Here is a 25,555-nt window from a genome sequence, read left to right on the forward strand (position 1 = left end):
GATCGTTGCAGAGGGTGAAAGAGATAATAGAGGGATTTATTGCAGATCTTGATGATGCGTATGTCCAAGAGCTTTTTGCAAAAATTCCTGCAGGTAAGATGTTGCGTAGTAAACTTATTTTGCAGATAGTTCCTAGCAAAGAGGGAGAGTTTTTAGCTGCTGTTATAGAGATGATTCATGCAGCGAGTCTTTTGCACGATGATGTTATTGATGATGCGATGATGCGCAGAGGTGTTGCTTCTATTAATGCGATTTTTGGAAATAAGCCAGCTATTATGATGGGAGATATCCTCTATTCAAAAGCCTTTTTTGAATTGACAAAACTGCCTCATCCTATACCCCAGATTGTTTCTAATGCTGTAACACTTCTTAGTCTTGGAGAGCTTTTAGATGTACAGCTTGCTAAGAGTTTTAATACTAATGAAGATGCCTATTTTGATATGATTTATAAAAAAACTGCATCTTTAATTGAAGCGAGCGCTAAAGCAGCTGCGATTTTGGCAGGCAAAGAGAGCGAAAAATATGGGCTCTATGGTAAAAACTTGGGACTTGCTTTTCAGATAGTTGATGATATTCTCGATATTATACAAGATGCATCGACGCTTGGTAAGCCTGCTTTGCATGATCTCAAAGAAGGAAAAAGTACGCTCCCCTATATCTACCTCTACCACGCTTTGTCTGCTGATGAAAAAGAGAAGCTTTTAAAACTATTTAAAAAAGATCTGAGTGAAGAGGAAAAAGATTGGCTCAAAGAAAAGTTTACTGCTACTGGAGCATTAGAAAGAACAAAAGAAAAAGCAAGAATTCTTGGCAAAGAGGCAATGGCGATACTGGATGAAGAGGATGAGAGGCTTCATGAGATTATGAGCTCCTTGATTGAGAGGACATATTAATGCACTATCTTGTTATTAGCTTTTCACATAAAAACTCCGATATTGTCACACGAGAAAAACTTGCACTCAGCCAAGAAGAGAGACGAGAATTTGTAGCAAATGAGATTTTAACAAAAGATAGTATTAATGAAGTAATAATCCTCTCAACCTGTAATAGGGTAGAAATCATAGCAAGCTCGAAAGATCCTTTCAGATCCACAGAATCGGTCTTGGAAATTCTTGCAAAAGTTTCTGGAATAAACATAGAAGAGCTTGAGGGGAGAGCTGATGTCTATGAGGATAATGGTGCAGTACACCATATCTTTAGTGTTGCAAGTGGGCTTGATAGTCTTGTAGTTGGTGAAACGCAAATTGTAGGGCAACTCAAAGATGCTTATAAAGAGGCTTATGAGAAAGGGTGGTGTGCGCAAAAACTAGGACGTGTTATGCACTATGCTTTTAAATGTGCAAAAGAGGTACGTACATCTACTGATATTTCAAAAAATCCCGTTTCTGTCGCAAGCGCTGCAGTGGCATTGGCAAAAGATAGGCTTGGAAATTTGGGAGGGTTTACAGCACTTGTGATAGGAACTGGAGAGATGGGAACCCTTGCAGCAAAGCATCTCTTGACACATGGTTGTAATGTTATTTTAGTTGGACGTAGTGAGGAAAAAACTAAAAAAATAGCATATGAGATTGATAAAAACATACAAGTAGCAACAACACCAGAGCTCCCTCACCTCATAAATAATTATAGACTGCTTTTTACTGCAACATCTTCTTCTGATCCGATTATTACTAAAAATATGGTTGAAAGAAGAGATTTTGCAAGGCTTTGGTTTGATATGGCAATCCCACGCGATATTGAAGAGATGGATATAGAAAATATTGCTATCTATGCAGTGGATGATCTTAAAGAGATTGTAGATAAGAATATGGCTTTTCGCGAAGAGCAGGCACGTAATGCGTATAAGATTGTTGGACACTATGTGAAAGAGTTTTTTAAATGGCTCCAAACACTTGAAATAGAGCCAATTATCAAAGAGATCCGAGCACAAGCCAAAAATGCTGCTCTTGCAGAGTTGCAAAAAGCTATAAAAAAAGGGTTTATTCCAAAAGAGCAGCAAAAAAATATAGAGAAGCTTTTGCATAACGCTTTCAATAGATTTTTACATGACCCTACAAAGAGACTCAAGTCCATAGCAGATGAGCCAAGTGCTGACACAATTGTTGAGGCGATAAAGTTTTTTTTCGAAATCGAAGATGAAGTGGGACTTAATCGCTATAAGTGTGAATACTATATGAACTTAAGGAGTTAGAGTGAGATTAAGCAAGGCTTTTGTTCCAACTACCAAAGAAGCACCAAAAGATGCAGTCCTTCCAAGCCATATCTACTTAGTCCGTGGAGGTTTTATTAATCAAGTAGCAAGCGGTATTTATAACTTTCTCCCCTTTGGCAAAAGAGTTTTAGACAAAATACGATCAATTATCAAAGAAGAGCTTGATAAAGCGGGTTGCCAAGAGGTACAGCTTGGATTTGTAACTCCTTGTGAACTTTGGGAAGAGAGTGGAAGATTTGCAAAATATGGAAAAGAGCTCCTGCGGTTTAAAGATCGTAAGGAGAATTGCTTTGTATTAGGACCTACACATGAAGAGATGATGGTAGCATTGGTGCGAGGAAGAGTGACAAGCTATAAACAGCTACCTCTCAATCTCTATCAGATAAATCTCAAATTTCGTGATGAAGCAAGACCGCGCTTTGGGTTGCTGCGTGGGAGAGAGTTTATCATGAAAGATGGATACTCTTTTCATGAAAGTATTGAAGATATGCAAAGAGAGTATGCTTTAATGGAAGAGACATATAAAAAGATTTTTACAAGGCTTGGACTCACCTTTAGAGCAGTTGAGGCAGATGTTGGAGCAATTGGTGGGAGTGCAAGTAAAGAGTTTATGGTAATTGCTAATAGTGGTGAAGATACGATTGCAGTCTGTAGTGCATGTGAATATGCTGCCAATGTAGAGGCTGCTAAGCGTAAAAAGCCTGTGCCTCCAGTAGAAGCCCCTGAATTTAGCAATTTTGAACCTTTCTATACTCCTGGACTTACATCTATTGAAGAGCTCAGCGATTTTTTCAAAGTTCATCCTTACTATTTTGTAAAAGCGGTTGCAAAAAAGGCTATATATGATGAGAGTGAAGAGATAGTTATCTTCTTTTTACGAGGAAGCGATGAACTCCAAGAGATCAAAGCTGCCAATGCTATTGGTGCAAATGAACTTGTTGATGTGAGTGAGGAGGAGCTACAAGAAGCTGGCATTGTTCCTGGATTTATAGCTCCTTATGAGCAGCAGTGTCGCATAGTGCTTGATGAAGATCTCAAAGGTGCCAAAGGGCTTATTTGTGGTGGTAATCGCAAAGACTATCATCTCATAGGGGCTGATCTTTCCCACTTTGATGAGGCTCTTTTTGCTGATATTGTCCAGGTCAAAGAGGGTGATCTCTGTCCAGAGTGTGGTGCAGTGATGAAGCTTACAAAAGGTATCGAAGTAGGTCATATCTTTCAATTGGGTACTCGCTATAGCGCTGCAATGAATGCAACATTTTTAGATAGAGATGGCAAAGCAAAACCTTTTGTAATGGGTACATACGGTATAGGTGTGAGTCGCCTTGTAGCTGCAGCTATTGAGCAAAACCATGATGAGCGAGGCTGTATCTGGCCCAAAGAGATTGCTCCTTATGAAGTATGCATAATTGTTTCAAATATAAAAGATAGTGAGCAAAGTGAATTAGGTGAAGAACTTTACCAAAAACTTTTGGATAAAGGGGTAGAAGTAGTCCTCGATGATAGAGCAGACAGATTTGGTGCCAAAATCAAAGATTTTGAACTTATTGGCTATCCCTATGCCCTGATTGTTGGGAAAGCTCTTAAAGAGGGTAAAGTTCAGCTAGTAGATAGGAAAACTCTTCAAAAACTCGATGTTCCAAAAGAAGAGGCTATCGAAGAGTTGATGAGATACCTTCATTAATCAAAAAATATTATACTCTCAAAAAAGTATGAGGAAGAAGCGTTGCTCTATTTTTTGCTCTATCTTTTTATAGAAACTTTTGTATCAGTGCAGATTGCTAGTGCAATAGGCCCTTTTTGGACTTTTGTAGAGATTGTTACAAGTGCTGTCTATGGATTTTGGATTATTCGCAATATGCATATTCAAATGATGGCAACAATGCAAGCATTAGCAAATGGTGAGATAACTATGGAAGAGTTTGAGAGTATGAATCTCTCGATGCTTGTAGGGGCTATTCTTTTAATAATTCCGGGCTTTTTTACTGATATAATAGGAATACTTATGCAATTTGGTGTTTTTTCTACATTTATTGCTAAAAAAATCTTAAAGTTGAAATCTAGGAAGAAAAGGGAGGATGATAATGTCATTGATGTGGAGATTATTGAGCATTAGTGTAGCTTTGAGCTTGAGCCTGAGTGCAGCTACAGATAAAGATGTTATTAAATTTGTAAAAAGAGGACTTAGCCAGAACCCAGATCTTAAAGTGTATGATGTAAAAATTATTGAAAAGCAGCCAGTGCGTCGTCTCAAGGGCTGGGATGCATATATCATTGCATTTAATATAGGTATAAAAAGAGGTGATAGTGAGCAAAATCTCTCACAAAGAGATACTATTTTCGTAAAAGATCGATTTGTTGCTCCAGATCTTGTAGATATCAAGACAAATAGAAGCCTCAAAGAGCGTATAGTATTGAGCTTGGATAAGAGCTTTTATGATGAAAAACATCATATTTTTGGGAATAAAGATGCTAAACATAAACTTGTGGTTTTTAGTGATCCTCTCTGTCCTTTCTGTCGTGAAGTTGTACCAGAACTTTTTGAAGTTGCAAAAAAATATCCAGATATTTTTGCACTCTACTACTATCATCTCCCTATACAGTCGCTTCATCCAGCTTCCGTGCCTCTTGCAAAAGCAATTATCTATCTCAAAAAGCAGGGCAAAAAAGATATTATTGAAAAAATCTACAAAACAGAATTTAATTATGAAGAGCATGATGAGAGCAAAGTTTTAGAAGAACTTGATAAAAAGTTGGGAGTAAAACTAACAACGAAGCAGATCAATCAACCATGGGTTTTACAAGAGCTTAATGAAGATAGAAAAAAATCCCAATATCTCATGATTCATGGAACGCCTACGCTTTTTGTAGATGGCAAGTATGATCCTAAAAGAGAGGCGTACAAAAAGTTTATTCCAAAAAATAAAAAAGAAGTAAAGAGTAAAAAATGAGACTTATTATTGCAACGCGTGGGAGTAAACTTGCATTGTGGCAATCAAATCATATAAAATCACTCCTTGAAGATATGGGGCATGAGGTAGAGCTACAAATTTTTAAAACAAAAGGTGATAAGATTCTTGATACCCCATTAGCTCTTATTGGAGGTAAGGGACTTTTTACAAAAGAGTTAGAAGATGCGATGCTTAGAGGTGAGGCGCACTTAGCAGTACATAGCCTCAAAGATGTACCTACACAACTCCCTCAAGGGCTTATGCTTGGAGCTATAACAAAAAGAGAAGTGGTTAATGATGCTTTTTTGAGCGAAAAGTATGAGAGTATTGAAGATCTGCCTCCAAATGCAGTTGTGGGGACTACAAGTCTGCGCCGTCGCATGCAGCTACTCCACTATAGACCCGATCTACAGATTAAAGACTTGCGTGGTAATGTAGATACAAGAATTAAAAAGCTCAAAAATGGAGAGTTTGATGCCATTATATTGGCGTATGCTGGTTTGAAGAGATTAGGATTTTTAGAAAGTGTACGTTTTGTTAAGCCAATTGATGAAAATTTGATGATTCCAGCAATGGGGCAGGCTGCTTTAGGGATTGAGTGTGTTCCAGAGGTTTTGGAGGTTGTAGAGACCTTGAATGATAAAAAATCACAAATTGAGACAGAAATTGAACGAGAATTTGTTGATACATTACAAGGTGGATGCCAGGTGCCTATTGGTGTGAGAGCGCAACTTCTTGATAATGGTGATATTATTACCAAAGCAGTGATAGGTATGCCTGATGGTTCAGAGCTTCTTAAAGATAAAATTATTGGAAATGTTGAAAATTATAGTGATCTTGGCAAAGAATTAGCACAATCCATGATAGAAAATGGTGCACAAGAGATCTTGAAAAGGGCTGAAGAGATAGCCTTTGCGGAGCATAAGAGATGAGAAAAATTGTTTCTCTTCTTTTCATTGTAATATTTTTTGCAGGATGCTTTCATCATGTACGACTCAATCAAAAACTATTCAAATCACGTAGTGGTGTGTATAGCCTAGAGTGTGGCAATAATTATGATCTCTGTTTAGAAAAAGCTGATTATCAATGCGGTCCTAAAGGATATAAAATCCTTAGTAAAAAATATGTAAAAAAAGGATATAGTATACAAGTGGAGTGCAATAAGTAATGCGAAAGAGAAAAGAAGAGAAAAAACAGGCTATAATGGATACGGCTTTGGCTCTTTTTGCAAAAAAAGGATACTACGAAATTACCATATCAGATATTGCTAAAGAGATGGGTATGAGTGTTGGAAATCTCTATAACTACTTCTCTTCCAAAGATGCTCTAGCCAAGGAACTTATGCTCTATATCTCTAAAATTTTAGGCAATCAAATAAGACAGATCAATCTTGAGCCAATAAGCGTGAAAGAAAAGATAGAAAAGATAGTTGCATTCTATTTTGAGATGGTTGAAAAGCGCTCAGAACTCATTGAATATTTTTTGCGTATCTATCTCTCGCACAAAGAGATCTTTAAAGATGGGTGTGAGGGTATGGTCTGTGTCAGTCCTTTTGTAACAGAGATAATGATACTCTTTGAAGAGGGTGTGAGCTCTGGTGAATTAAAAGATCAAGACTTCTTTAGTGCTTTTGGACTTTTTATGGGTTATCTTGGTGGGATGGCTTACTTGAAAGGTGAAGGAATGCTTCCAAATGAGTTGTCATTCTATCAGCAAGATGTTGCTGAGAATATCTATAGGGCTTTAAAAAGTGGCTAGAGCTATATGGCTCCAGGGTATCACTTGTAACGGAAACACTCACTCTTTTTTACACTACGAGCAACTATCCCAGCTTTTAGATGAAATTACTTTTTTATACCATCCTCTTCTTCCTTCCCCCTTACATATTACACAATTGTGTTACTTTGAAGAACCCTTTGATATATTGATTGTAGAGGGTGCATACGGCAAAATAGATAGGGGTGGTTGTGATTTTGTTGAGCTTTTTCATAGACTAAGAAAACAAGCCAAGCATGTTGTAGCAATTGGCAGTTGTGCAGTATATGGTGGAATACTTGGTGAAAGAGGAATTAATTTTGCAAAAGAGAAGCAAATTGATTCAATTGAACTTATAAATATTCCTGGATGCCCTGCACATCCTGAATGGATAGCATTTGCACTTTTAGCGATAAAAAATGGGGAAAATGTAAAAAAAGATACTTTCCAAAGACCAAAAGAGATCTATGGATATACAGTTCATAGTGGCTGTACACGTAATGAGTATTTCGAGTGGAAGGTTGATGCAAAAAGTTTTGGTACACAAGAGGGGTGTCTTTTTTATGAGCAGGGGTGTCAAGCTCCTTTTACACATGGTAGTTGTAATAGAATTTTGTGGAATGGTGTAAGTTCAAAAACACGTATTGGAACTCCGTGTTTTGGGTGTACTGAACCAACATTTCCATCCAATAATCTCTTTAAAACTAAAACTCATATGGGGATACCTGTAAAAATGCCTCTAGGCGTACCAAAACGAGCCTATTTAACACTTACAGGAATTGCAAAAAGCTTTCACATACCAAGACTGCATAAAAGAGTTATTGATGAAGATTGAAATTTTACAAAAAGTCGAAGGAGAAGTATATCTTCACTATAAGTGGAATGAAACAATTATTGAAGATGTTGAAATAGAGTTTTTGCACTATCGCGGTATCGAAAAAATATTATTAGGCAAAGATCCACTTGATGCACTTGTTATAAATCCTAGGATATGTGGTATTTGCGGACATGCCCATCTTCGAGCTACAGTAGAAGCTTTAGAAAACGCGTTTGGAATCATACCGACACAAAAGGCAAAAACAATTAGGGAAATTACAACATTTTGTGAAATTTTGCAAAATCATTTGAAATGGTTTTATCTCGTTATCGCTCCATTTTTATTGGACAATGTGAGATTTTTTGCTATACAGCCTGCAATTGTAAATATCAATAAAATAATTGCACTGTTTGGTGGACAGTATCCCCATAATTCATATATGTTGCCAGGTGGAGTAACATGTGATCCTACAACTATTGAAATTTTTAAAGCAAAAAACTATTTAGCACAAGCAAAAGATACTATTAAGATGCAACTTTTTAAAAATTGTACCGATTTAAAAGATATATTGAAAGAAAAGAGTGACTTTGGAAATATATTGAGAAAACTAATTACTTACTCTACGGTTGGGCAGAGTTATGACAGGTTTGTGGTATTAGGAGAGAATAGCTTAATAAAACCTGCAAAAATATTAAAAACGAGTGTAAAACCTATTTCTGTTAAATTTATTAAAGAAACTGATATTTCAGTTACGTATCGAGGAAGATTTTATGAGACTGGGCCACTTGCACGCATGCTACTTTTACGTTATCCACTTATAATGCAGTTGCATAGACGCTTTAAAGATGCTCTGGTAACAAGAGTTGCTGCACGTGTAGTAGAGATTGATGTAATTATGAAAATATTAGAGCAGCTTCTCGATTCAATTCTCCTAAGCGAGCCTTCTTGTATTGATAACAAACAAAAAGATGGTTATGGAATGGGAGTAGTTGAAGCTGCAAGAGGATCTTTGATACACAGAGTATGGGTTGAAAATGGAACTATTGCCAAATATCAAATTATTACACCTACACAATGGAACCTTTTGCAAGGTACTAAAGAATATCCAGGCGTTGCGAGAAAAGCTATTCAAGGCCTAAAAGATACAAAAACTGCAGAGTTAATCTTTCGCAGCTTTGATATATGTAGCGTCTGTACTACTCATTAATTTAGTCCCAAAAATATAGAAGATTTAGTAAAAAGTGACAATTATTTAAAAATCTTATAAGTTGAAAATTGTACAATAGATGAATGAGTATTCAATCAGAAGGAGAGACTATGAATAGAGAACACCTTCGCTCGCTCTTTACAACCAAGAGTGCCCGGGTCGAGACAAACAGAGGTGAAGCCTACTATGCAAGACTCTATGAGCAGTGCAAAGCGAGGCTTGAAGAGCTTAAAAAAATTGAGCCGCTTCGTAAAATCTCCATTAAAGAGATTTTGGAAGATGAAGGAGTCAGTAGAAGAGACTTTTTAAAGTGGGCGAGTGCAACGACTGCAATGCTTATGCTTCCTAGCTCTTTTACTCCTCTTGTAGCCGAAGCTGCTGAACTGATGACAAGAGTGCCTGTAATTTGGATAGAACTGCAAGATTGTGCCGGAAACTCGGAAGCTTTTATTAGAAGTGATGGACCAAAAGTGGACGATATCATTTTAGAAATTATCTCACTGGAATTTCAAGAGACACTTATGGCTGCAGCAGGTCACCAGGCAGAAGCGCAGCTTGAAGATGCGATAGAGCATTTTAAAGGAAAATATCTCCTTTTTGTTGAAGGTGCTATTCCTGTAGGTCCCGGTAGGGAGTGGTGTACGATCGGCGCTGGTGGTGAAACTTTTGAAGAGCATCTCAAAAGAGTGGCCAATGATGCAGCAGCCATTGTAGCCGTTGGAACATGTGCGACATTTGGTGGCGTTCCAGCAGCTGCTCCAAATCCAACAGGAGCTGTTGGGGTTATGGATGTTGTTAATGATAAGCCAATTATCAATATTCCAGCATGCCCGGCAAATCCTGCAAATATGGTTGGAGTAATTTTGCACTATGTTCTTACTGGTCAAATTCCGGAGCTTGATTCACTGCTTCGACCAAAATTTGCCTTTGGATACAGAATCCACGACAACTGTGAAAGAAGGGCACACTTTGATGCAGGAGAGTTCGTAGAGGAGTGGGGCGATGAAGGTGCAAAAAACAACTTCTGTCTTTATAAAATGGGATGTAAAGGTCCTATGACATTTAACAACTGTTCCATCGTTCGCTACAATGAATCAGTTAACTGGCCTATTGGCTCCGGGCATGGATGTATTGGGTGCAGTGAGCCTGGATTTTGGGATAAGTACGCATATGAAAGACCTATGGCAGATGCAAATATAAAAATGGCTCCCGGCGGTGGAGTAGAAAAGAGTGTGGATGAGTTTGGACTGGGTCTTTTGACTGCTGCTGGTGTGGGAATTGCGATTCATGCTGCAGCAAGTGCGGTTGCAGGTAAGAAAAGCGAAGGAGAAGAGTAATGGGTACAAAACATATTGTCGTTGATCCAATAACAAGAATAGAGGGGCATTTAAGAATCGAAGCCATTATCGATGAAAACAATACAATTGTGGATGCATACAGCTCTTCAACAATGTTTCGAGGTATTGAAGAGATTTTAAAGGGGCGTGATCCAAGAGATTGTGGTCTGCTTGCTATGCGAATATGTGGGGTATGTACCGGAACACACTATCAAAGAAGCATAGAAGCAGTCGAACATGCTTTTGGTGTGACTATTCCAAAAAACGCAAGAATTGTCAGAAACCTCATCCAAGGAGCACTCTATCTGCATGATCATGTTGTGCACTTTTATCATCTTCATGCGCTTGACTGGGTCGATATCACAAAAGCTTTGGAAGCTGACCCAAGCAAAACTGTGGATGAAGCAAAAAAATGGGCAAATGCTGCCGGAACCACTCCATATGTTGCAGACAGTGCAAAGTTTAAAGAGGTGCAAGATCGACTCAAAAAATTTGTCAAACAGGGTCGGCTTGGTCTTTTTGCAAAAGGATACTGGGGAAATCCACACTATAAACTAACCCCAGAACAAAACCTATTGGCGGTTACGCACTATCTTCAGGCTCTCGATTTGCAAAGAGATGCTGCAAAGATGATGGCTATCTTTGGCGGAAAGAACCCACACCCACAGAGTATTGTAGTTGGTGGCGTCACTTGTGTACAGGATATTAAAAACCCTGCACGAATTGCTCTGTATAAAGACTTGCTTAAAGGTTTTACGCGATTTATCAAAGGTGCCTATCTTCCAGATATCTATATGGCAGGTACTATGTATGGTGATGAAGCACTTGACGGTACAGGCGCAGGTCTGAAAAATTACATGGCTTATGGCGGTTTTCGACTTCAAGACAATGGCTTTTACAAATCAGAACTCCTTTTTCCAAGTGGACTTGTAATCGATGGAAAATATCAAGAGTTTGATCAAGAAAAAGTGGCTGAAGATGTAACGCACTCTTGGTATCACGGAAACGAGCCACTTCACCCATTTGATGGACAAACCCTTCCAAACTACACAGGATTTGGCAAAAAAGAAAAAGGAATTGCCTATCTTGATACCAAAGGAAAATACTCCTGGATCAAATCTCCAATCTATGATGATACAAGAGTAGAGGTTGGACCGCTTGCAAGAATGGTTGTGGGATATACCAAAGGTGATAAAAGAATCAGTGAATATGTCAATAGATTTTTGAAAAATGCAAATCTTCCTGCAAAAGTGCTCTTCTCAACTGTTGGTCGAACCGCAGCAAGAGCGATTGAGACTGAAATGATGGCAGATATTATGTTTGATTGGGTTGATGAGTTAGCAGCCAATGTTGCAGCAGGAGATTTATCAACATGGACAGAATTTGATTTTGATTATGTAAGTAAAAATGCACAAGGGTATGGACTCGAAGAGGCTCCACGGGGAGCATTGGGACACTGGGTAAAAATCAAAGATGGCAAAGTGGAAAACTATCAAGCAGTAGTACCATCTACTTGGAACGCTGCGCCAAGAGACTATAAAAACAGAATGGGTGCCTACGAAGCGAGCTTGATCAGTACAAAAGTGGCAAAGCCTGAAGAGCCATTGGAGATTTTGCGAACAATTCACAGCTTTGACCCATGTATTGCGTGTGCGGTGCATATTGTGGATACAAAAGGAAAAAGTTTAGGTGAGTTTAAAGTGAATACCTCTTGCTCAATTTAAGGGGGCTAGCATGAAACAGCAAAAATTTCAAAGAGTAAAACGAATGACGCTCTTTATGCGTCTCAATCACTGGGTAGTGGCTTTATGTATGGTAGCGGCTGTTATAACCGGATTTTATATCGGCCATCCATATTATCAAACAATGATTAGTGAGCCTGCTGTTCAAAAATTTGTTATGGCATGGAATAGATGGATCCATTTTTATGCAGCGATAATTTTTGATGTAAGCTCTATCGTCATTGCATATCTCTATTTTTTCAGCAGATTTGAAAAACCTGTCAAAAAACTCATTCCAAACGGAAAAAACCTCAAAGAGTTTTGGGAAGTTTTTATCAATCTGATCACACTCAATCGCGTCAAAAGATTTGACAGCAGTCATGAAGACAGTTTTCATGTGGTCTATTTCACTATTTTCCATCTACTTTTAGCCTGGATGCTTCTAACGGGTCTTCAACTTTATGTACACGGTCTGGAATCTGGAATGAGTAGTATAGGATCTTGGTGGCCATGGCTATTGCATTTGGTAACTGATTGGACAGTACCGGTCTGTGGCGGGACAAAAATTGATGTGCGGTATGTGCATCATATGACAATGTATTTTATCTTAGTGTGGATTATGTTTCATATCTACTATGTGGTATGGAGAACGATCTTTTGGAGAGAGGGAGATATTGCCATAGTTTTTGGTGGATATAAATTTAAAAAAGGGTGATGTTGAAGACGGCAATTATAGGAATTGGCAATATTTTGTTCATGGATGAGGGTATTGGGGTATATGCCTCAAAATATCTTGAGAAGAATTTTGTCTTTGATGATGATGTAGAAATTATCGATGGAGGGACACTGGGGTTTAAACTTATGCGCTACTATCAAGAGTACGATAAAGTAGTGATATTGGATACAGTCTCCATCGAAGATGCTCCAGGCTCCATATATAATCTCCCTAGTGAGGTTTTACTGGGGCTTGGAGAGTATAGAAAAACAGCACATGAAGTTGAAGTTGTGGAGATGCTTGAGATTTGCAGTATGCTTGAATCCATCGCACAAGTGAATATTATTGGAATCGTGCCAAAAGATATCGAAAGCGTTGGTATTGGTTTAACGGATACCATGCGAGAATCTTTTGACAGCTACATACAAACGCTTTTGCAAGAGCTGGAAAAAAACGGTATTCAATATCAAAGAAGAGCCAATAAAACGCTTGACTCGATTATCTTTGAGTATGCAAACCCCTCAATGAAAGAGTGTAATGACATTACAGTTTGAGTATCATTCCCATACAACATATTTTTTAAAGCGTATTCATGCAGTTGCAGAACTTACAAATACTTCTATAAAATTGGAAATAAAATTTCCCTTTATTTATGTAACATTTGAGGAAAATATTGAAGAGTTTACAAAAGCTCTGGATGAGCATCTTTATAACTCCATCTTTTTTAAAATTGTCCAAGTTTGTGAAGAAAATCCTCCATCAAAAGGCTCACTTACATATATTCCATCCTCTATCGCTCTTTGTCCAAACTGCATCAAAGAGATGTTAGATCCCTCTTCAAGAAGATACTACTATCCATTTACCAGCTGTAACTCTTGTGGCTATCAAAGTGGCTTTCTTATTCACTATCCATTTGAAAGACCAAATACGCTGTTAAATTTTTTCAAACCCTGTAACGAGTGCCAAGAAGAACTAGAGTCAAATCCTTTTCGCGAAAACTATCCGCTCATTACCTGTACAGAGTGCAATATCCCTATCAAACTTACCGACAAAAAAGGCTCAAAAGTTCTGTTTGCCAATGAAGAGGAGGAGTATAAACAGATCTTTGACATTGCCGCCAATGCACTCAAAGATGGGAAGAGGGTTCGCATAAAAACATTTAGAGGATATAAGCGATTCTATTTGGAAAAAGACAACCAAAGCTATGTGCTTATCAACCGTCTAAATGAAGAGTTTTTGGTTTTGCCAATGGAAAAAAGAGCTCTTTTTAGTATTGAAAGACCCCAACTCTATCTCACATCAAGTAGTGGCGAAATTGTAGAAGCGTGCGGTGTATGGGATGGTTTTACAACCCTTCTTATGGCTTCACTCAATGAGGATTTTTGCTATTTTGATGAGAAAGAGGATGCGGATCTTTTCATCGATTTTGATCTTCCTATAACATTTTACGAAGCGCCAAAATATTTTATCAATAAACACTTCTCCTTTTTTCGCCCCAATAGTGAATCTTTGTTTCCAAAATATTGCAACAGTTCCAAAACGGCTCTTATAGGATCTTTTTTGCTCCATAACGGTATCATCGATAAAGTAGAACATTTTAAAGAGGTAGAGACAGACTCTATCACAGTATTTCAAGAAGAGCCCATAGAACACTCCTCCATAAGGGTACAAGACTTGGCAAGAGCCGTTTTTGAAAGCGTCCTCAAAGAGCATGGGATAACTGAACCAACTGTTGGGGTCTATTTTTTCAACAGAGTCAAGTTCTTCTATAAAAAACAGGTTACAAAAGAGGTCTTCGATTTTGGCGAGATAAAGTTTGAACCAAAACGAAAGGTGGTCGAGCAGTTTCAAAAGAGATTTCCCAAGCGTTATGAAGCTTTTGAAAAGCAGAAAAATTTTATCTTGAAAGCAGCTAGACTAATAGGTTTTGATGGTAATCTCGACTCATTCAATAAACTAAGCTTCTCATTTGGAGGAAAAGGCGGAGTAAGTATTGACTGCAGGGTAGAGGAGAATAGTTTTGATTACTCAAGTTTTTATGCATCTATCATGAGTTTCGTTTTGGCTGATGCTGATACTAAGCTCATAGCCTACTCCATTTTTGAATCATTAGGTGATTTTCTAAGCAATCAAGCTGTCTCAATCTATAGAGAAACAAAGGCAAATCATATTGTTCTATGTGGAGCCTTTATCGCGAACAGTGCATTTTTTAGCAGGTTTACAAGAAATGCCCCTATGACAAAGGTAAATATCGAGTATCCGATTGATAACGAAAGCGCTCTTGTGGGAGTGCAATGAGAATATTTGTCAAAGGGATCGTCCAAGGAGTGGGCTTTCGTCCCTTTGTCTACAAACTGGCCAATAAACTTGGACTCACAGGGTTCATCCGTAACTGTAGCGATGGTGTAGAGATTGTTATAGAGGGTGAGAATGAGGAGCTTTTTCTAGAGCATCTTCAATCAAACCTTCCGCCTCTTGCCAAAATCTTCTCTTTGCAAATCCAAAGTACTCCAAAACAAAATTTCCAAAGTTTTACAATTTTCAAAAGCCAAGAGGGGCAAAAAGAGACTTTTTTATCCCCAGATATCTCTATTTGTGATGCGTGCTTACAAGATCTTTTTGATCCTCAAAGCAGACGTTACCGTTATCCTCTCATCAACTGTACCAATTGCGGTCCAAGATTTACTATCATAAAAGATCTTCCCTATGACCGAAAGAACACATCCATGGCTAAGTTTCCTATGTGCCAAGAGTGTCAAAGAGAATATCATGATCCAAATAGTCGCTTTTTTCATGCACAGCCGATTGGATGTAACAGTTGTGGTCCTAAACTCTTTTATGAATCATTGAGCGGATATGAAGCAATCGAAGCAGTTGTAAAGGATATTCTAACTGGTGAGATTGTTGCTATCAAAGGAGTAGGGGGATACCATCTTGTCTGTTTGCCAAAATCTGCTTGCAAACTCCGACAAATCAAAAGAAGACCTAAAAAACCCTTTGCTCTTATGTTTAAATCGATTGGGAAAATAAAAGAGGTCTGTCATATTAATGAATATGAAGAAAATCTTATTACATCCAAAGAGCGCCCTATAGTCATCGTCAAAGCAAAAAAAATTTTTGCGGATGTAGCACCTGATATCGATAGGCTTGGAGTATTTTTACCCTATTCGCCTATTTACTATCTCCTCTTTTCTTTGATTGATTCGCCTCTTGTGGTCACAAGTGCAAATATCTCGGATGAGCCAATTGTTAAAGATGAAGAGAATATTAAAAGATTTACGCAAAAAGTTTTATATTACAATCGAGAGATTGTTCGAAGTTGCGATGACAGTGTGGTAGTTGGTATAGATAATAGGCCACTATTTTATAGACTCAGCAGGGGATATGGTCCAAAAAGTTTTTATCTCTCTAAACAGCTTCCTGCAATCTTAGCGGTAGGTGCTAGACAAAAAAATACAATTTCTCTTGGTTTTTCAAACAATATCATCCTCTCCCCTTATATTGGAGATATTAAAAATATTCAAAGCTATAACTATTTTATACAAGTGATTGAAGATTTCAAAAAGATCTACGATTTTTCACCGGAAGTTGTCGTATGCGACAAACACCCGGGATATGAGACTACGCAGTATGCAAAATCTTTGGATATTACAACTGTCGAGATGCAACACCATTTGGCTCATATCTATGCTGCGAAGGCAGAGATGGAGCTTACACACCATCCTCTGTCACAAAATCTCTTTTTGGGATTTAGTTGGGATGGAACTGGATATGGTGATGATGGGAAAGTATGGGGTGGGGAGGTGTTTGTAGGTGATGAAAGAAAATACCATTTTGACTATCTAAAAATTGCTGGTGGCGAAAAGGCTATTAAAGATATCAGGCTTATTGCTTGGAGCCTATTAAAAAAATATGGTTTTGAAATAGAAGACAAGCTCTTTAATCTTGCTTATGAAAAAAATATCAACTGCTTTGAAACGAGCTCCGTTGGAAGACTCTTTGATGCGGTTGCTTTTCTGGCAGGGCTTTGTACATACCAAGAGTATGAAGGCTATACCGGACTCTTGGTAGAAAAAGCATATCAAGCCAGAGAGGATCGATATGAGTTTTATATTCACGATGGGATCATTACAATAGATTTTCTATCCCTTATCAAGGATAAAAAAGCAGATATTCCTACGAAATTTTTAAATACTCTTACTGCTATTATTGTCGAAATCGCAAAAAGAGAGAAACTCCCGGTTATTTTGAGCGGAGGCGTCTTTCAAAACAAAACTTTACTGGAAAATACTATCAAAAAACTGCAACAAAACAGCATCCCTTACTTCTTTCCAACACAAATCCCTATAAATGATGGGGGAATCAGCCTGGGACAACTCTGGTATGCTCTCGAAAACTATAAATGAACGATCAATGCTCCTCTATCTCCATCACCCATATCTCTTCACTTTTTTTGCTGATAATCTCTTTGAGCCGCAATCCTTCAAAAGAGAAATCTCTTAATTTTTTAAAGCTATCGATTTGATTTTCGGCAATTTGACGAAGAATTTTCCCCCTGTATGCCTTTGCCCAGTGGCTCACCACTTTGCCATTTTTGATAAATTTCATCTTCAAAGAAAAGTTTGGTTTGTAAAATTTTTCATAATATCCAGCCCTCAAATCTAAAATCTCCTCATCTTGTAGCAAGTTTTTACAAAAGGGGGCGTACAATTTCTCTGGTTTTATATCCCCAACTGCTTCGCCTTGTTTCAGTTTGTAAAAGGGAATCAAATCCTTTGCACATAGTGGCCCAAAAAGATTTGAAAAAATAATGAGATGCTCATCAATGAATTCTTGATAGAGCGGATGAAGAGAGTCGTAATCGAAATATTCATAAGCAACTCCGGTATATCGCCGTACTGCTTTAAGAGTAGGGGAATGAAAAATATCTATATCCAATAACTCTTTTGTACCGAAAAGTTTCAATATTGCCTCTTTGCTTCCATGTTTTACAATGTCATCATATTTTTGCAAAATCGCTTCTCTATCGACATTAAAACAGAACTGCATCTTTTGATGATCACCACCTGATCGCTTCGCTTCACTTGGGGCAAAAAGAATCTTCATTTTTCTCCTTTACACGCCGTTAATTTTTCAAACCCTTGCTTGGCTTTCAATTTAAGAGGCCATTTATACCATTTTTCTATCGCTTTTTTGCCAATCCAACCCAGAATCCCACTGATTTGAAAACCAAAAGGAGTTACGATTATCGCATATTTTCCACCTAGAGCAATGGCAAGTCCCCGCAGTCTGATATTGGCTCTTTGCAAAGGTTGATTGGAAATGGCCTGAAGGATATTTTTAGCGGCAATTACTCCACTTTGCTCAGCACTTTGTGCTGTGGGAGGAATGAGGTTTCCTTCTTTATCTTTTAAAACTGCCACATCACCTACAGCAAAGATATTTTTTTCTACTCGCAAATACTCATCAACGACCAAAAATCCTCTCGCATCTTTTTCATTTTCAAGATTTTGAATAAAAGGTGAGGGCTCAATTCCTCCGGCAAATATTGCAAAATCAAAATCTATCGTTTCTCCACTACTAAGTATCGCCTTTTGTTCTGTAATTTCATTGACATATTGAGGAACTAAAGAAACACTTAATTGTCGCAATCTTTTTACAGCCTTATCACGTGTTTTCTCACTAAGTCCTTTTAGAATATGTTTTGAAAGAAGTTGGATTTCGATATTTCCACAACTCAGGGCATTTTCTTTTACATACTGGTTAAAATAGCATCGCATTTCGGCTGCTATCTCTACCCCACTCAACCCCCCTCCAATGACAATGACTCGAAAACTTCTTTGCGCTCTTTTGGGTTCAAGCCTTGCAAAGAGTTCCTCTTCAAAATACTGTTTTATATGAAGAGCCGCACGCAGACTTTTGACACCCAAAGAGTGTTTTCCTTTTTTCTCAAATCCTTGCAAAAACTTTGTCACGCTTCCAGTTGCAATAATGCAATAATCAAAAGGATAGGTCCCTCCTTTGCATACAACTTGATCTTCTTTGATAACAACCGCTTCATCGTGGATAAAATGAAAATTTTCGCCAAAACTAGCAACTAGTGTTGGCAAATAGATAAAACTCTCTTGAATTGGAATTTTCGAAGCAACGAGATCGTAACTCTCCGTTTGAAGATAGTGATAGGTGTGTTGATCAATAAGTGTTACTTCAATATTTTGATCATTTCTTGCAAACTCTTCCAAAGCCTTTATTCCTCCGTACCCACCGCCTATGACAACCACTTTTCTCATACTATTTCCTTTAGTTTTTCACAATCAAAATTGAACTTAAACTCAGCCTCTTTGAGATAATAGAAAAAGTTTTCCCTTTTTATCCCTCTATATTTTGGCAATAAATCTTCCAAATAGCTCCAAAAATCGTAAATAAGCCTGTTTTGACTATTTTTTTGTAACTTTGAGATCCGTAAAAAATTTTTAAATTCTTTGTAGTAAACTTCATTGAGTCCATCTTCACTGAAATAGGGTTTAAATCTTGACAGATCGGGCATCAAAAGGTTGTAGATTCTTCCTCCATAATCGAATGTCAAAAAATTGTATCCATCAAAAATATCTTTTTTTGGATCTTTTGAATTTTCCAAGTAGATATACTCTTCATATGCTCTTGTCTCTTGACGGTTCAAGTACTCCTCTTCCATAAAAGCCGCAATTTTCTTTCGAAATGCATCATAATAACTTTTAATAGTAACATAATTGTAACCGCTTCGTCTCATACATTCATTGACAGAGAGATCTTTGCAAAAACACTCAATTATTTTCTCTTTTCTTGCTATTTTTGCTGGACTAAATTTTCTTTTACATATTTTGCATTTTCTATTGCCATTACCAAGAAGATAAGTGGGTGCATTACAATAGATACATCGCATGTGGTCCCATTTTTATAGAAGATAATATCATTTTTATTTTTATTTTACCAAACTATCATATAATGATGAATAACTATTCACTTATAAAGGATAGAACAATGGATTCTTTGCCGCTTCTATTAATCTTTTGGTATGGAATATTACACGCTTTTGGTCCAGATCACCTTACAGCCATTACCGATTTTAGTATTGGTAAAAGCAAAAAGAAAACAATGCTAATCACACTCGCTTTTGCTATAGGACATGGGGTATCTCTTTTTATCTTTGCAAAAATTTTACAGCATATCGATATTAGCAAAACAATTCTTGCATGGGGTGATTACGCCAGCTCAAGCGTAATTATTGCAATTGGTCTTTTCTTGCTTTTTATGGCATTGACTGGTCGTATCAATGTAGGATGGCACGAACATGACGGCAAAAAGCATATTCATATATGGTATGGCAAAAAGCATGGGCATGGTGAAAAAAAACAAGTAACATCTGCTTTGACAGTTGGTACGCTTATGGGAATTGGTGGTGTGCGAGGTATGCTGGTTACGCTGAGTGCTATCGCTCATCATGAAGTGAACTTGATGATGGTCGCTAGTTTTACGATTGGTGTAATGCTGGTCTTTTTAATGTTTGGGTATTTTATATCTTTAATCAATGAGAATCTACTTAAAACACAAAAAAATATACGGGTAGCGTTTGCTACAGCGGGAGCAATCTCGTTGATAGTTGGAACAAATATGTTTATCTAAGGAGTCAAAATGTGCAAAGATTGCGGATGTAGTATAACTGAACACCATCACCATCATGATCACAAACATGAGCTTCATACAAATCCCCAGCTAAATGATACAAAAACGATTGAAGTGATTACAAAAATCTTGGATAAAAATGATCATGAAGCAGCCCACAACAGGGCTCATTTTGATAAAGCCGGTGTTTTGGCAATCAATCTCATGAGCAGTCCTGGAAGTGGTAAGACTTCGCTTTTAGAGAAGTTAGCTGAAATAGATAGATTCAAATTTGCAGTGATTGAAGGAGATTTGGAAACAAACAGGGATGCAGATCGTATCAGAGCAAAAGGGATTCAAGCTTACCAGATCACTACAGGAAGCGCATGTCATCTGGATGCTTTTATGGTACATGATGGATTACATCATATAGATTTAAGTGATATTGATGTCTGCTTTATCGAAAATGTTGGCAATTTGGTTTGTCCTGCAAGTTATGATGTAGGAGCACATCTCAATATCGTTTTAGTCAGTGTTCCCGAAGGAGATGACAAGATAGAAAAGTATCCGGTGATGTTTCGACAAGCAGATCTTGTACTCATTACAAAAACAGATCTTTTGCCATACTTTGATTTTGACGTGCAAAAAGCCAAAAAGAGAGCAAGAAGACTCAAACCAAATGTTGATATTTTGGAAGTCTCTACAAAAGATGAAGAGTCTATAAAAAGAGTGGCTCAGTGGATTATATTTAAAAAGGAGATGCGCTGATGTGTCTATCCATTCCAAGCAAAGTTGTAAGCATCGATCATGATAAATGTACGGCGCTTGTTGATACATTGGGTGTGCAAAGAGAAGTTGGAATAGATTTTATCGCAGATGAAGTCAAAGTAGGGGATTTTGTGCTTATCCATATAGGCTATGCTATGAATATCATCGATGAGGAGTATGCAAAAGAGTCCATAGCTTTGTATCAAGAGATTATTGAGAAGATGGAAGAGGCTGAAAAGAAGCAACTTATCAATGAGAGTGACAACTGTCCAGGAGATGGTAGTGGAACTTAAAGATTTTTATGAAAAATTCCGTGATCCCAAAGCCATCAAAGCTCTTGCGAAAGCAATCAATCAAGAAGCGCAAAAACTTGATCATCCTATCAATATCATGGAAGTATGTGGAGGACATACACACACGATTATGAAGTATGGTCTCTTGCAGCTTTTACCCAAAAATATTCGCTTCATCCATGGTCCAGGATGTCCAGTCTGCATCATGCCAAAGGAGCGGATCGATCATGCCTATATTTTGGCTATGCAAGAGGATGTAATTTTATGTACTCTTGGAGATATGATAAAGGTACCTGGAAGCCAAGGAAGCTTGCAAGATGCAAGAAGCAAGGGAGCAGATGTACGATTTGTATATAGCCCATTGGACGTAATGAAAATAGTTAAAGAGAATCCTACGAAAAAAGTGATCTTTTTTGCTATCGGTTTTGAGACTACCACACCGATGACGGCAGCACTCATCGAGAATGCCATGAAGCAAAAGATAAGTAATATTCTCTATCACATCAATCACGTTACGGTACCAGAAGTGATGAGAGAACTGATTGATAGCCGTGATGAGCATATCGACAGCTACAACAACCAAATCGACGCGTTTTTGGGACCAAGTCATGTAAGCGTCATTACGGGGAGCAAGATCTATGAAGAGTTTCCAACGAAATACAAACGTCCTGTGGTTGTAGCCGGGTTTGAACCGGTGGATGTGATGGAGGCTGTTTTGATGTTAGTCCGTCAGTTCCTAGAAAGCAGATGCGAAGTGGAGATTCAGTATAAAAGAAGTGTCAATCGCTATGGAAATCTCAATGCCCAGAAATTGATTGAAAAGTATTTTGAAAAAAGAGAACTTTTCAAATGGCGGGGGCTTGGAAATATCCCCAAAAGTGCCTGGAGATTAAAAGATGAGTATGGACATTTGGATGCTGAAAAGCTTTATAACCTTCCAAAAGAGGAGATTGAGGATCACAAACTCTGTATCTGTGGCGATATTTTGCGTGGCATGGCAAAACCGACCGAGTGTCAGGTCTTTGGAACTGCCTGTACACCACAAAAGCCATTGGGTAGCTGCATGGTGAGTAGCGAAGGAGCTTGCGCGGCATACTATAAGTACGGCAATCTTTTGCAGGAGGTACAATGAAAAAGGTTGTTACCCTTGCCATGGGCAATGGCGGGATAGAAAATATGGAGCTTATTCAAAAAACGATTCAGCGCCATTTGCAAAATGAATATCTTACAAAAGCAGAAGATGCCACACCTTTACCACCACTCGAAAATCCTGCTTTTACGACAGATTCATTTACTATTTCTCCAATCTTTTTCCCTGGTGGAGATATTGGAAAATTAGCCATTGCCGGAGCTTGTAACGACTTGGCTATGATGGGAGCCAAACCAAAGTATCTAAGTCTTTCCTTTATCATAGAAGAGGGGTTTTCACTGAGAGATCTTGAAAAGATCGTACGAAGTATGAAAAAAGAGCTTTCCATCAACGGTGCATGGATTGTGACAGGTGATACAAAGGTGGTTCCAAAAGGAAGTTGCGATGGAGTCTATATAAATGTCTCTGCCATTGGAGAGAGAGTTATCAGCTCTTCACAAGAAAATATTGCAGTAGGAGACAGACTTTTAGTAAGCGGTGACATTGCAAGACATGGAGCTGCCATTTTTGCAGGTCGTGAAGGAATTGAGCTTGCGAACAGTATTGAAAGTGACTGTAACTCGTTGTGGCCAATTGTAGAAGAACTTATTGAAGCAGACATTGAGATTAAAGCTATGCGTGATGCAACACGAGGAGGAGTTGCCGCAGTTTTAAACGAGTGGGCCATGGCAACCAATACAACGATGGAGATAGAAGAGGGCAGACTTAGTATTGATGAAGGGGTACAAGGAATATGCGAGATACTCGGATTTGAACCATTTGTCTTGGCAAATGAGGGGACTTTTATGATAGTGGTTGATCAAAATGATGCAATGAGGGCTCAAGAGATTTTACAAAAACACAATCCTCATGCTGCAATTGTCGGAGAGGTGAGTGATTCCTATCCGGGTCGTGTAACTCTACAAAGCGAGTGGGGTACGAAACGTTTTTTGGATATGCCAACAGGGGAGATTCTTCCTAGAATATGCTAAAAGTGCTTCTATTATGCAACACATTTAACAGCTTGACACAGAAAATATTTTGTCACCTTAAAGAGCATGGGATTGACGTAAGTGTCGAGTATGCTATCAATGAAGAGAAGATGATTGAAGGTGCAGATCTTTTTGCGCCAGATCTCATTTTAGCCACCTATCTTACAAAAAAGATCCCAAAAGAAATTTTTACCATATACCCGACCTTTATTATCCATCCTGGTCCCTTCGGAGATAGAGGCGCCTATGCACTCGATAATGCCATATTAAATAATATGAAAGAGTGGGGTGTTTCTATTTTGGAAGCCGATGATGAGTTTGATGCAGGAGCCGTATGGGGACACAGAAACTTCTCTTTGCCCGAACATGCAACGAAAGGATATCTCTATCGAACAGTAGTGAGCGATTTGGCGATCGAGCTAGTTGATGAACTGATTGAGAAACTAAAATGTGGAAAAAAACCTTTAACAAATCCGAAAAAACCTTTGCATCCAAAAGTGACACAAAGTGTAAGAGCAATTGATTGGAACAAAGATTGTAGTGAAACAGTTATACGAAAAATAAATGCTTCTGATAACTATCCAGGTGTAAGGGATCGTTTTTTTGATATGGATGTTTATTTTTTTGGAGCACTCAAAGAACAAACGGGACTTGAGAAAAAAGAGGCAAAACCAAAAGAGATTCTGGCAAAAAGGGATGGTGCAGTTTTGATCAAAACGATCGATGGTGCCGTTTGGATCCAGCAGATGACTGAGATTACAAATGGTATTCGACAAATCAAACTCCCCTCAACCTATGTCCTAAAAGATCGTCTTAAAGGAATCAAAGAAAAGCGCATTTCTTTGTATGTGGATCCAGATTTGCCGACATTTAAAGAGATTACATTTTATAAAAAACAAAATGTGGGCTTTTTGGCATTTGATTTCTATAATGGAGCTATGAGTAGCCAGCAGTGTATCCGTCTGAAATATGCGATAAAAACATTAAGGGATGAAGTGGATGTTCTTGTTTTAATGGGTGGCGAGCAATTTTTTAGCAACGGAATTCACTTAACAATTTTGGAAGATAGCAAAAAACAAGGTGAAGATGGTTGGAGCAATATCAACGCTATGAATAATCTCATTAAGACGATCCTTTTTAGCGATGATATTTTAACAATCACTGCATTTAGGGCAAATGCAGGAGCAGGGGGCGTATTTTTAGGGATTGCAGGAGACATTGTCTTTGCTAAAAGTGGTGTCGTACTCAATCCTCACTATAAAACGATAGGCCTAAGCGGCAGTGAATATCATACTTATACACTACCCCGAAGAGTTGGAAATGAAATAGCACAGAAACTTTTGGATGAAGCCTTGCCTATCAATGCACAAGAAGCCAAAAGTATTGGTCTTATTGATGAAGTTTTCAAAGATTTTCAAGAGGTTGAATCATATGCATTGCAACTAGCACAAGATGAAGAGAGATTTTATGAACTACTTGATCAAAAGAGAGATCGGCTAGAGCAGGATGAAGAGTATATTCAAGAGTGCGTAGAAAATGAACTTGAGAAAATGTATCCTCAGTTTTGGGATCCAAAAAGTGATTTTCACAAACTGCGCCACAATTTTGTCTATAAAATATGCCCAACCAAAACGCCTCTAAGAATTGCAAAACATAGGAGAGTAAATGCATGAGTATTCCATAGTGCAAAGCATGCTGGATCTAATTGAAGAGAATGCGAAAAAACATAACGCCACGAAAGTAGAAAAAGTCGTTGTAAAAATTGGTGTCATAAGTGGCGTGGAACCACACCTACTTAAAATTGCTTTTGATACATTTAAAGAGGGGACAATTTGCGAGAGTGCAGAACTTACTATGCACATACAGCCTATCGTTGCACGTTGTAAAAAGTGTGAGAGAGTAATTGAATTTCCAAAAGAGACACTCTTTTTTGAATGCTCCTCTTGTGGTTCTGTTGAACTCTCTATTGTAGATGGGGAGGAAATGTATCTGATGAGTTTGGAGATGGAGTAGCCCG

26 protein-coding genes are annotated in these 25,555 nt (G+C 38.1%); 23 read left to right on the top strand and 3 right to left on the bottom strand.

What is annotated here, in order from left to right; translation table 11 throughout:
- Positions 1-5 precede the first annotated feature (5 nt).
- The 16 genes from NITER_RS02625 (at position 6) to hypF (ending at position 17,121) form a co-directional block, all read left to right on the top strand.
- Complete coding sequence (locus NITER_RS02625) at positions 6-893, top strand: polyprenyl synthetase family protein (RefSeq protein ID WP_084276060.1); 888 nt, start codon at positions 6-8, stop codon at positions 891-893.
- A complete protein-coding gene (gene hemA / locus NITER_RS02630) occupies positions 893-2,191 on the top strand; it encodes a glutamyl-tRNA reductase (protein ID WP_084276058.1) in 1,299 nt (432 codons plus the stop codon). Before NITER_RS02625 ends, hemA begins: the two co-directional genes overlap by 1 nt.
- Position 2,192: 1 nt before the next feature.
- Entirely contained in the window at positions 2,193-3,896 is a 1,704-nt protein-coding gene (locus tag NITER_RS02635; RefSeq protein ID WP_084276057.1) for a proline--tRNA ligase, read from the top strand.
- A gap of 42 nt (positions 3,897-3,938) precedes the next feature.
- Complete coding sequence (locus NITER_RS02640) at positions 3,939-4,328, top strand: FxsA family protein (protein WP_084276055.1); 390 nt, start codon at positions 3,939-3,941, stop codon at positions 4,326-4,328.
- Positions 4,297-5,163, top strand: a complete 867-nt coding sequence (locus NITER_RS02645) for a DsbA family protein (RefSeq protein ID WP_159445326.1) — start codon at positions 4,297-4,299, stop codon at positions 5,161-5,163. The genes NITER_RS02640 and NITER_RS02645 overlap by 32 nt, the downstream gene beginning before the upstream one ends.
- A complete protein-coding gene (hemC, locus tag NITER_RS02650) occupies positions 5,160-6,095 on the top strand; it encodes a hydroxymethylbilane synthase (protein WP_084276052.1) in 936 nt (311 codons plus the stop codon). Before NITER_RS02645 ends, hemC begins: the two co-directional genes overlap by 4 nt.
- The gene (locus NITER_RS02655; RefSeq protein ID WP_084276050.1) at positions 6,092-6,331 is read left to right on the top strand and encodes a hypothetical protein; all 240 of its coding nucleotides are present in this window, start codon (positions 6,092-6,094) and stop codon (positions 6,329-6,331) included. Before hemC ends, NITER_RS02655 begins: the two co-directional genes overlap by 4 nt.
- Positions 6,331-6,921 (top strand): TetR/AcrR family transcriptional regulator, encoded by a 591-nt coding sequence (locus tag NITER_RS02660; RefSeq protein ID WP_084276049.1) that lies wholly within the window; start codon positions 6,331-6,333, stop codon positions 6,919-6,921. The genes NITER_RS02655 and NITER_RS02660 overlap by 1 nt, the downstream gene beginning before the upstream one ends.
- The gene (locus NITER_RS02665) at positions 6,914-7,753 is read left to right on the top strand and encodes an NADH-quinone oxidoreductase subunit B family protein (RefSeq protein ID WP_084276047.1); all 840 of its coding nucleotides are present in this window, start codon (positions 6,914-6,916) and stop codon (positions 7,751-7,753) included. The genes NITER_RS02660 and NITER_RS02665 overlap by 8 nt, the downstream gene beginning before the upstream one ends.
- The gene (locus NITER_RS02670) at positions 7,743-8,942 is read left to right on the top strand and encodes a nickel-dependent hydrogenase large subunit (protein WP_084276045.1); all 1,200 of its coding nucleotides are present in this window, start codon (positions 7,743-7,745) and stop codon (positions 8,940-8,942) included. The genes NITER_RS02665 and NITER_RS02670 overlap by 11 nt, the downstream gene beginning before the upstream one ends.
- A gap of 110 nt (positions 8,943-9,052) precedes the next feature.
- Positions 9,053-10,279: a hydrogenase small subunit gene (locus NITER_RS02675; protein WP_084276044.1), complete on the top strand. Its 1,227-nt coding sequence runs from the start codon at positions 9,053-9,055 to the stop codon at positions 10,277-10,279.
- Positions 10,279-12,003, top strand: coding sequence for a nickel-dependent hydrogenase large subunit (locus NITER_RS02680; RefSeq protein ID WP_281847935.1), 1,725 nt, complete (start codon positions 10,279-10,281; stop codon positions 12,001-12,003). The genes NITER_RS02675 and NITER_RS02680 overlap by 1 nt, the downstream gene beginning before the upstream one ends.
- 10 nt (positions 12,004-12,013) lie before the next feature.
- On the top strand, positions 12,014-12,715 hold the full coding sequence (locus NITER_RS02685; RefSeq protein ID WP_281847936.1) for a cytochrome b/b6 domain-containing protein: 702 nt from the start codon (positions 12,014-12,016) through the stop codon (positions 12,713-12,715).
- Complete coding sequence (locus tag NITER_RS02690; RefSeq protein ID WP_281847937.1) at positions 12,715-13,269, top strand: HyaD/HybD family hydrogenase maturation endopeptidase; 555 nt, start codon at positions 12,715-12,717, stop codon at positions 13,267-13,269. Before NITER_RS02685 ends, NITER_RS02690 begins: the two co-directional genes overlap by 1 nt.
- Positions 13,253-15,013, top strand: a complete 1,761-nt coding sequence (locus NITER_RS02695) for a carbamoyltransferase HypF (protein ID WP_084276039.1) — start codon at positions 13,253-13,255, stop codon at positions 15,011-15,013. Before NITER_RS02690 ends, NITER_RS02695 begins: the two co-directional genes overlap by 17 nt.
- A complete protein-coding gene (gene hypF, locus NITER_RS02700; RefSeq protein ID WP_084276038.1) occupies positions 15,010-17,121 on the top strand; it encodes a carbamoyltransferase HypF in 2,112 nt (703 codons plus the stop codon). Before NITER_RS02695 ends, hypF begins: the two co-directional genes overlap by 4 nt.
- 4 nt (positions 17,122-17,125) lie before the next feature.
- Here the strand turns inward: hypF and NITER_RS02705 are convergent, their stop codons facing one another.
- From NITER_RS02705 to NITER_RS02715, 3 genes are read right to left on the bottom strand one after another with little or no spacing between them, the layout of a single operon-like run.
- The gene (locus tag NITER_RS02705) at positions 17,126-17,821 is read right to left on the bottom strand and encodes a YaaA family protein (protein ID WP_084276037.1); all 696 of its coding nucleotides are present in this window, start codon (positions 17,819-17,821) and stop codon (positions 17,126-17,128) included.
- Positions 17,818-19,005 (bottom strand): NAD(P)/FAD-dependent oxidoreductase, encoded by a 1,188-nt coding sequence (locus NITER_RS02710; protein WP_084276035.1) that lies wholly within the window; start codon positions 19,003-19,005, stop codon positions 17,818-17,820. The genes NITER_RS02705 and NITER_RS02710 overlap by 4 nt, the downstream gene beginning before the upstream one ends.
- Positions 19,002-19,637, bottom strand: coding sequence for a hypothetical protein (locus NITER_RS02715; protein WP_084276033.1), 636 nt, complete (start codon positions 19,635-19,637; stop codon positions 19,002-19,004). The genes NITER_RS02710 and NITER_RS02715 overlap by 4 nt, the downstream gene beginning before the upstream one ends.
- A 98-nt stretch (positions 19,638-19,735) precedes the next feature.
- Here NITER_RS02715 and NITER_RS02720 point away from each other — a divergent pair, with 98 nt between their 5' ends.
- The 7 genes from NITER_RS02720 to hypA are packed head-to-tail and all read left to right on the top strand — an operon-like array spanning position 19,736 to position 25,551.
- Entirely contained in the window at positions 19,736-20,377 is a 642-nt protein-coding gene (locus NITER_RS02720) for a hypothetical protein (RefSeq protein WP_084276031.1), read from the top strand.
- 9 nt (positions 20,378-20,386) lie between these two features.
- Positions 20,387-21,124: a hydrogenase nickel incorporation protein HypB gene (gene hypB, locus NITER_RS02725; RefSeq protein ID WP_084276029.1), complete on the top strand. Its 738-nt coding sequence runs from the start codon at positions 20,387-20,389 to the stop codon at positions 21,122-21,124.
- Positions 21,124-21,417, top strand: coding sequence for a HypC/HybG/HupF family hydrogenase formation chaperone (locus tag NITER_RS02730; RefSeq protein WP_084276027.1), 294 nt, complete (start codon positions 21,124-21,126; stop codon positions 21,415-21,417). The genes hypB and NITER_RS02730 overlap by 1 nt, the downstream gene beginning before the upstream one ends.
- Positions 21,401-22,549 carry a hydrogenase formation protein HypD gene (hypD, locus tag NITER_RS02735; protein WP_084276025.1) on the top strand — a complete coding sequence of 383 codons (1,149 nt, stop codon included), beginning with the start codon at positions 21,401-21,403 and terminating at the stop codon, positions 22,547-22,549. The genes NITER_RS02730 and hypD overlap by 17 nt, the downstream gene beginning before the upstream one ends.
- Positions 22,546-23,538, top strand: a complete 993-nt coding sequence (gene hypE / locus NITER_RS02740) for a hydrogenase expression/formation protein HypE (protein ID WP_084276023.1) — start codon at positions 22,546-22,548, stop codon at positions 23,536-23,538. The genes hypD and hypE overlap by 4 nt, the downstream gene beginning before the upstream one ends.
- Positions 23,532-25,211, top strand: coding sequence for a hydrogenase maturation protein (locus tag NITER_RS02745; RefSeq protein WP_084276021.1), 1,680 nt, complete (start codon positions 23,532-23,534; stop codon positions 25,209-25,211). The genes hypE and NITER_RS02745 overlap by 7 nt, the downstream gene beginning before the upstream one ends.
- The gene (hypA, locus tag NITER_RS02750; protein WP_084276020.1) at positions 25,204-25,551 is read left to right on the top strand and encodes a hydrogenase/urease nickel incorporation protein HypA; all 348 of its coding nucleotides are present in this window, start codon (positions 25,204-25,206) and stop codon (positions 25,549-25,551) included. Before NITER_RS02745 ends, hypA begins: the two co-directional genes overlap by 8 nt.
- Positions 25,552-25,555: the final 4 nt, after the last annotated feature.

Origin of the sequence: Nitratiruptor tergarcus DSM 16512 (genome assembly GCF_027946175.1) — a bacterium.
Classification (GTDB): domain Bacteria; phylum Campylobacterota; class Campylobacteria; order Campylobacterales; family Nitratiruptoraceae; genus Nitratiruptor; species Nitratiruptor tergarcus.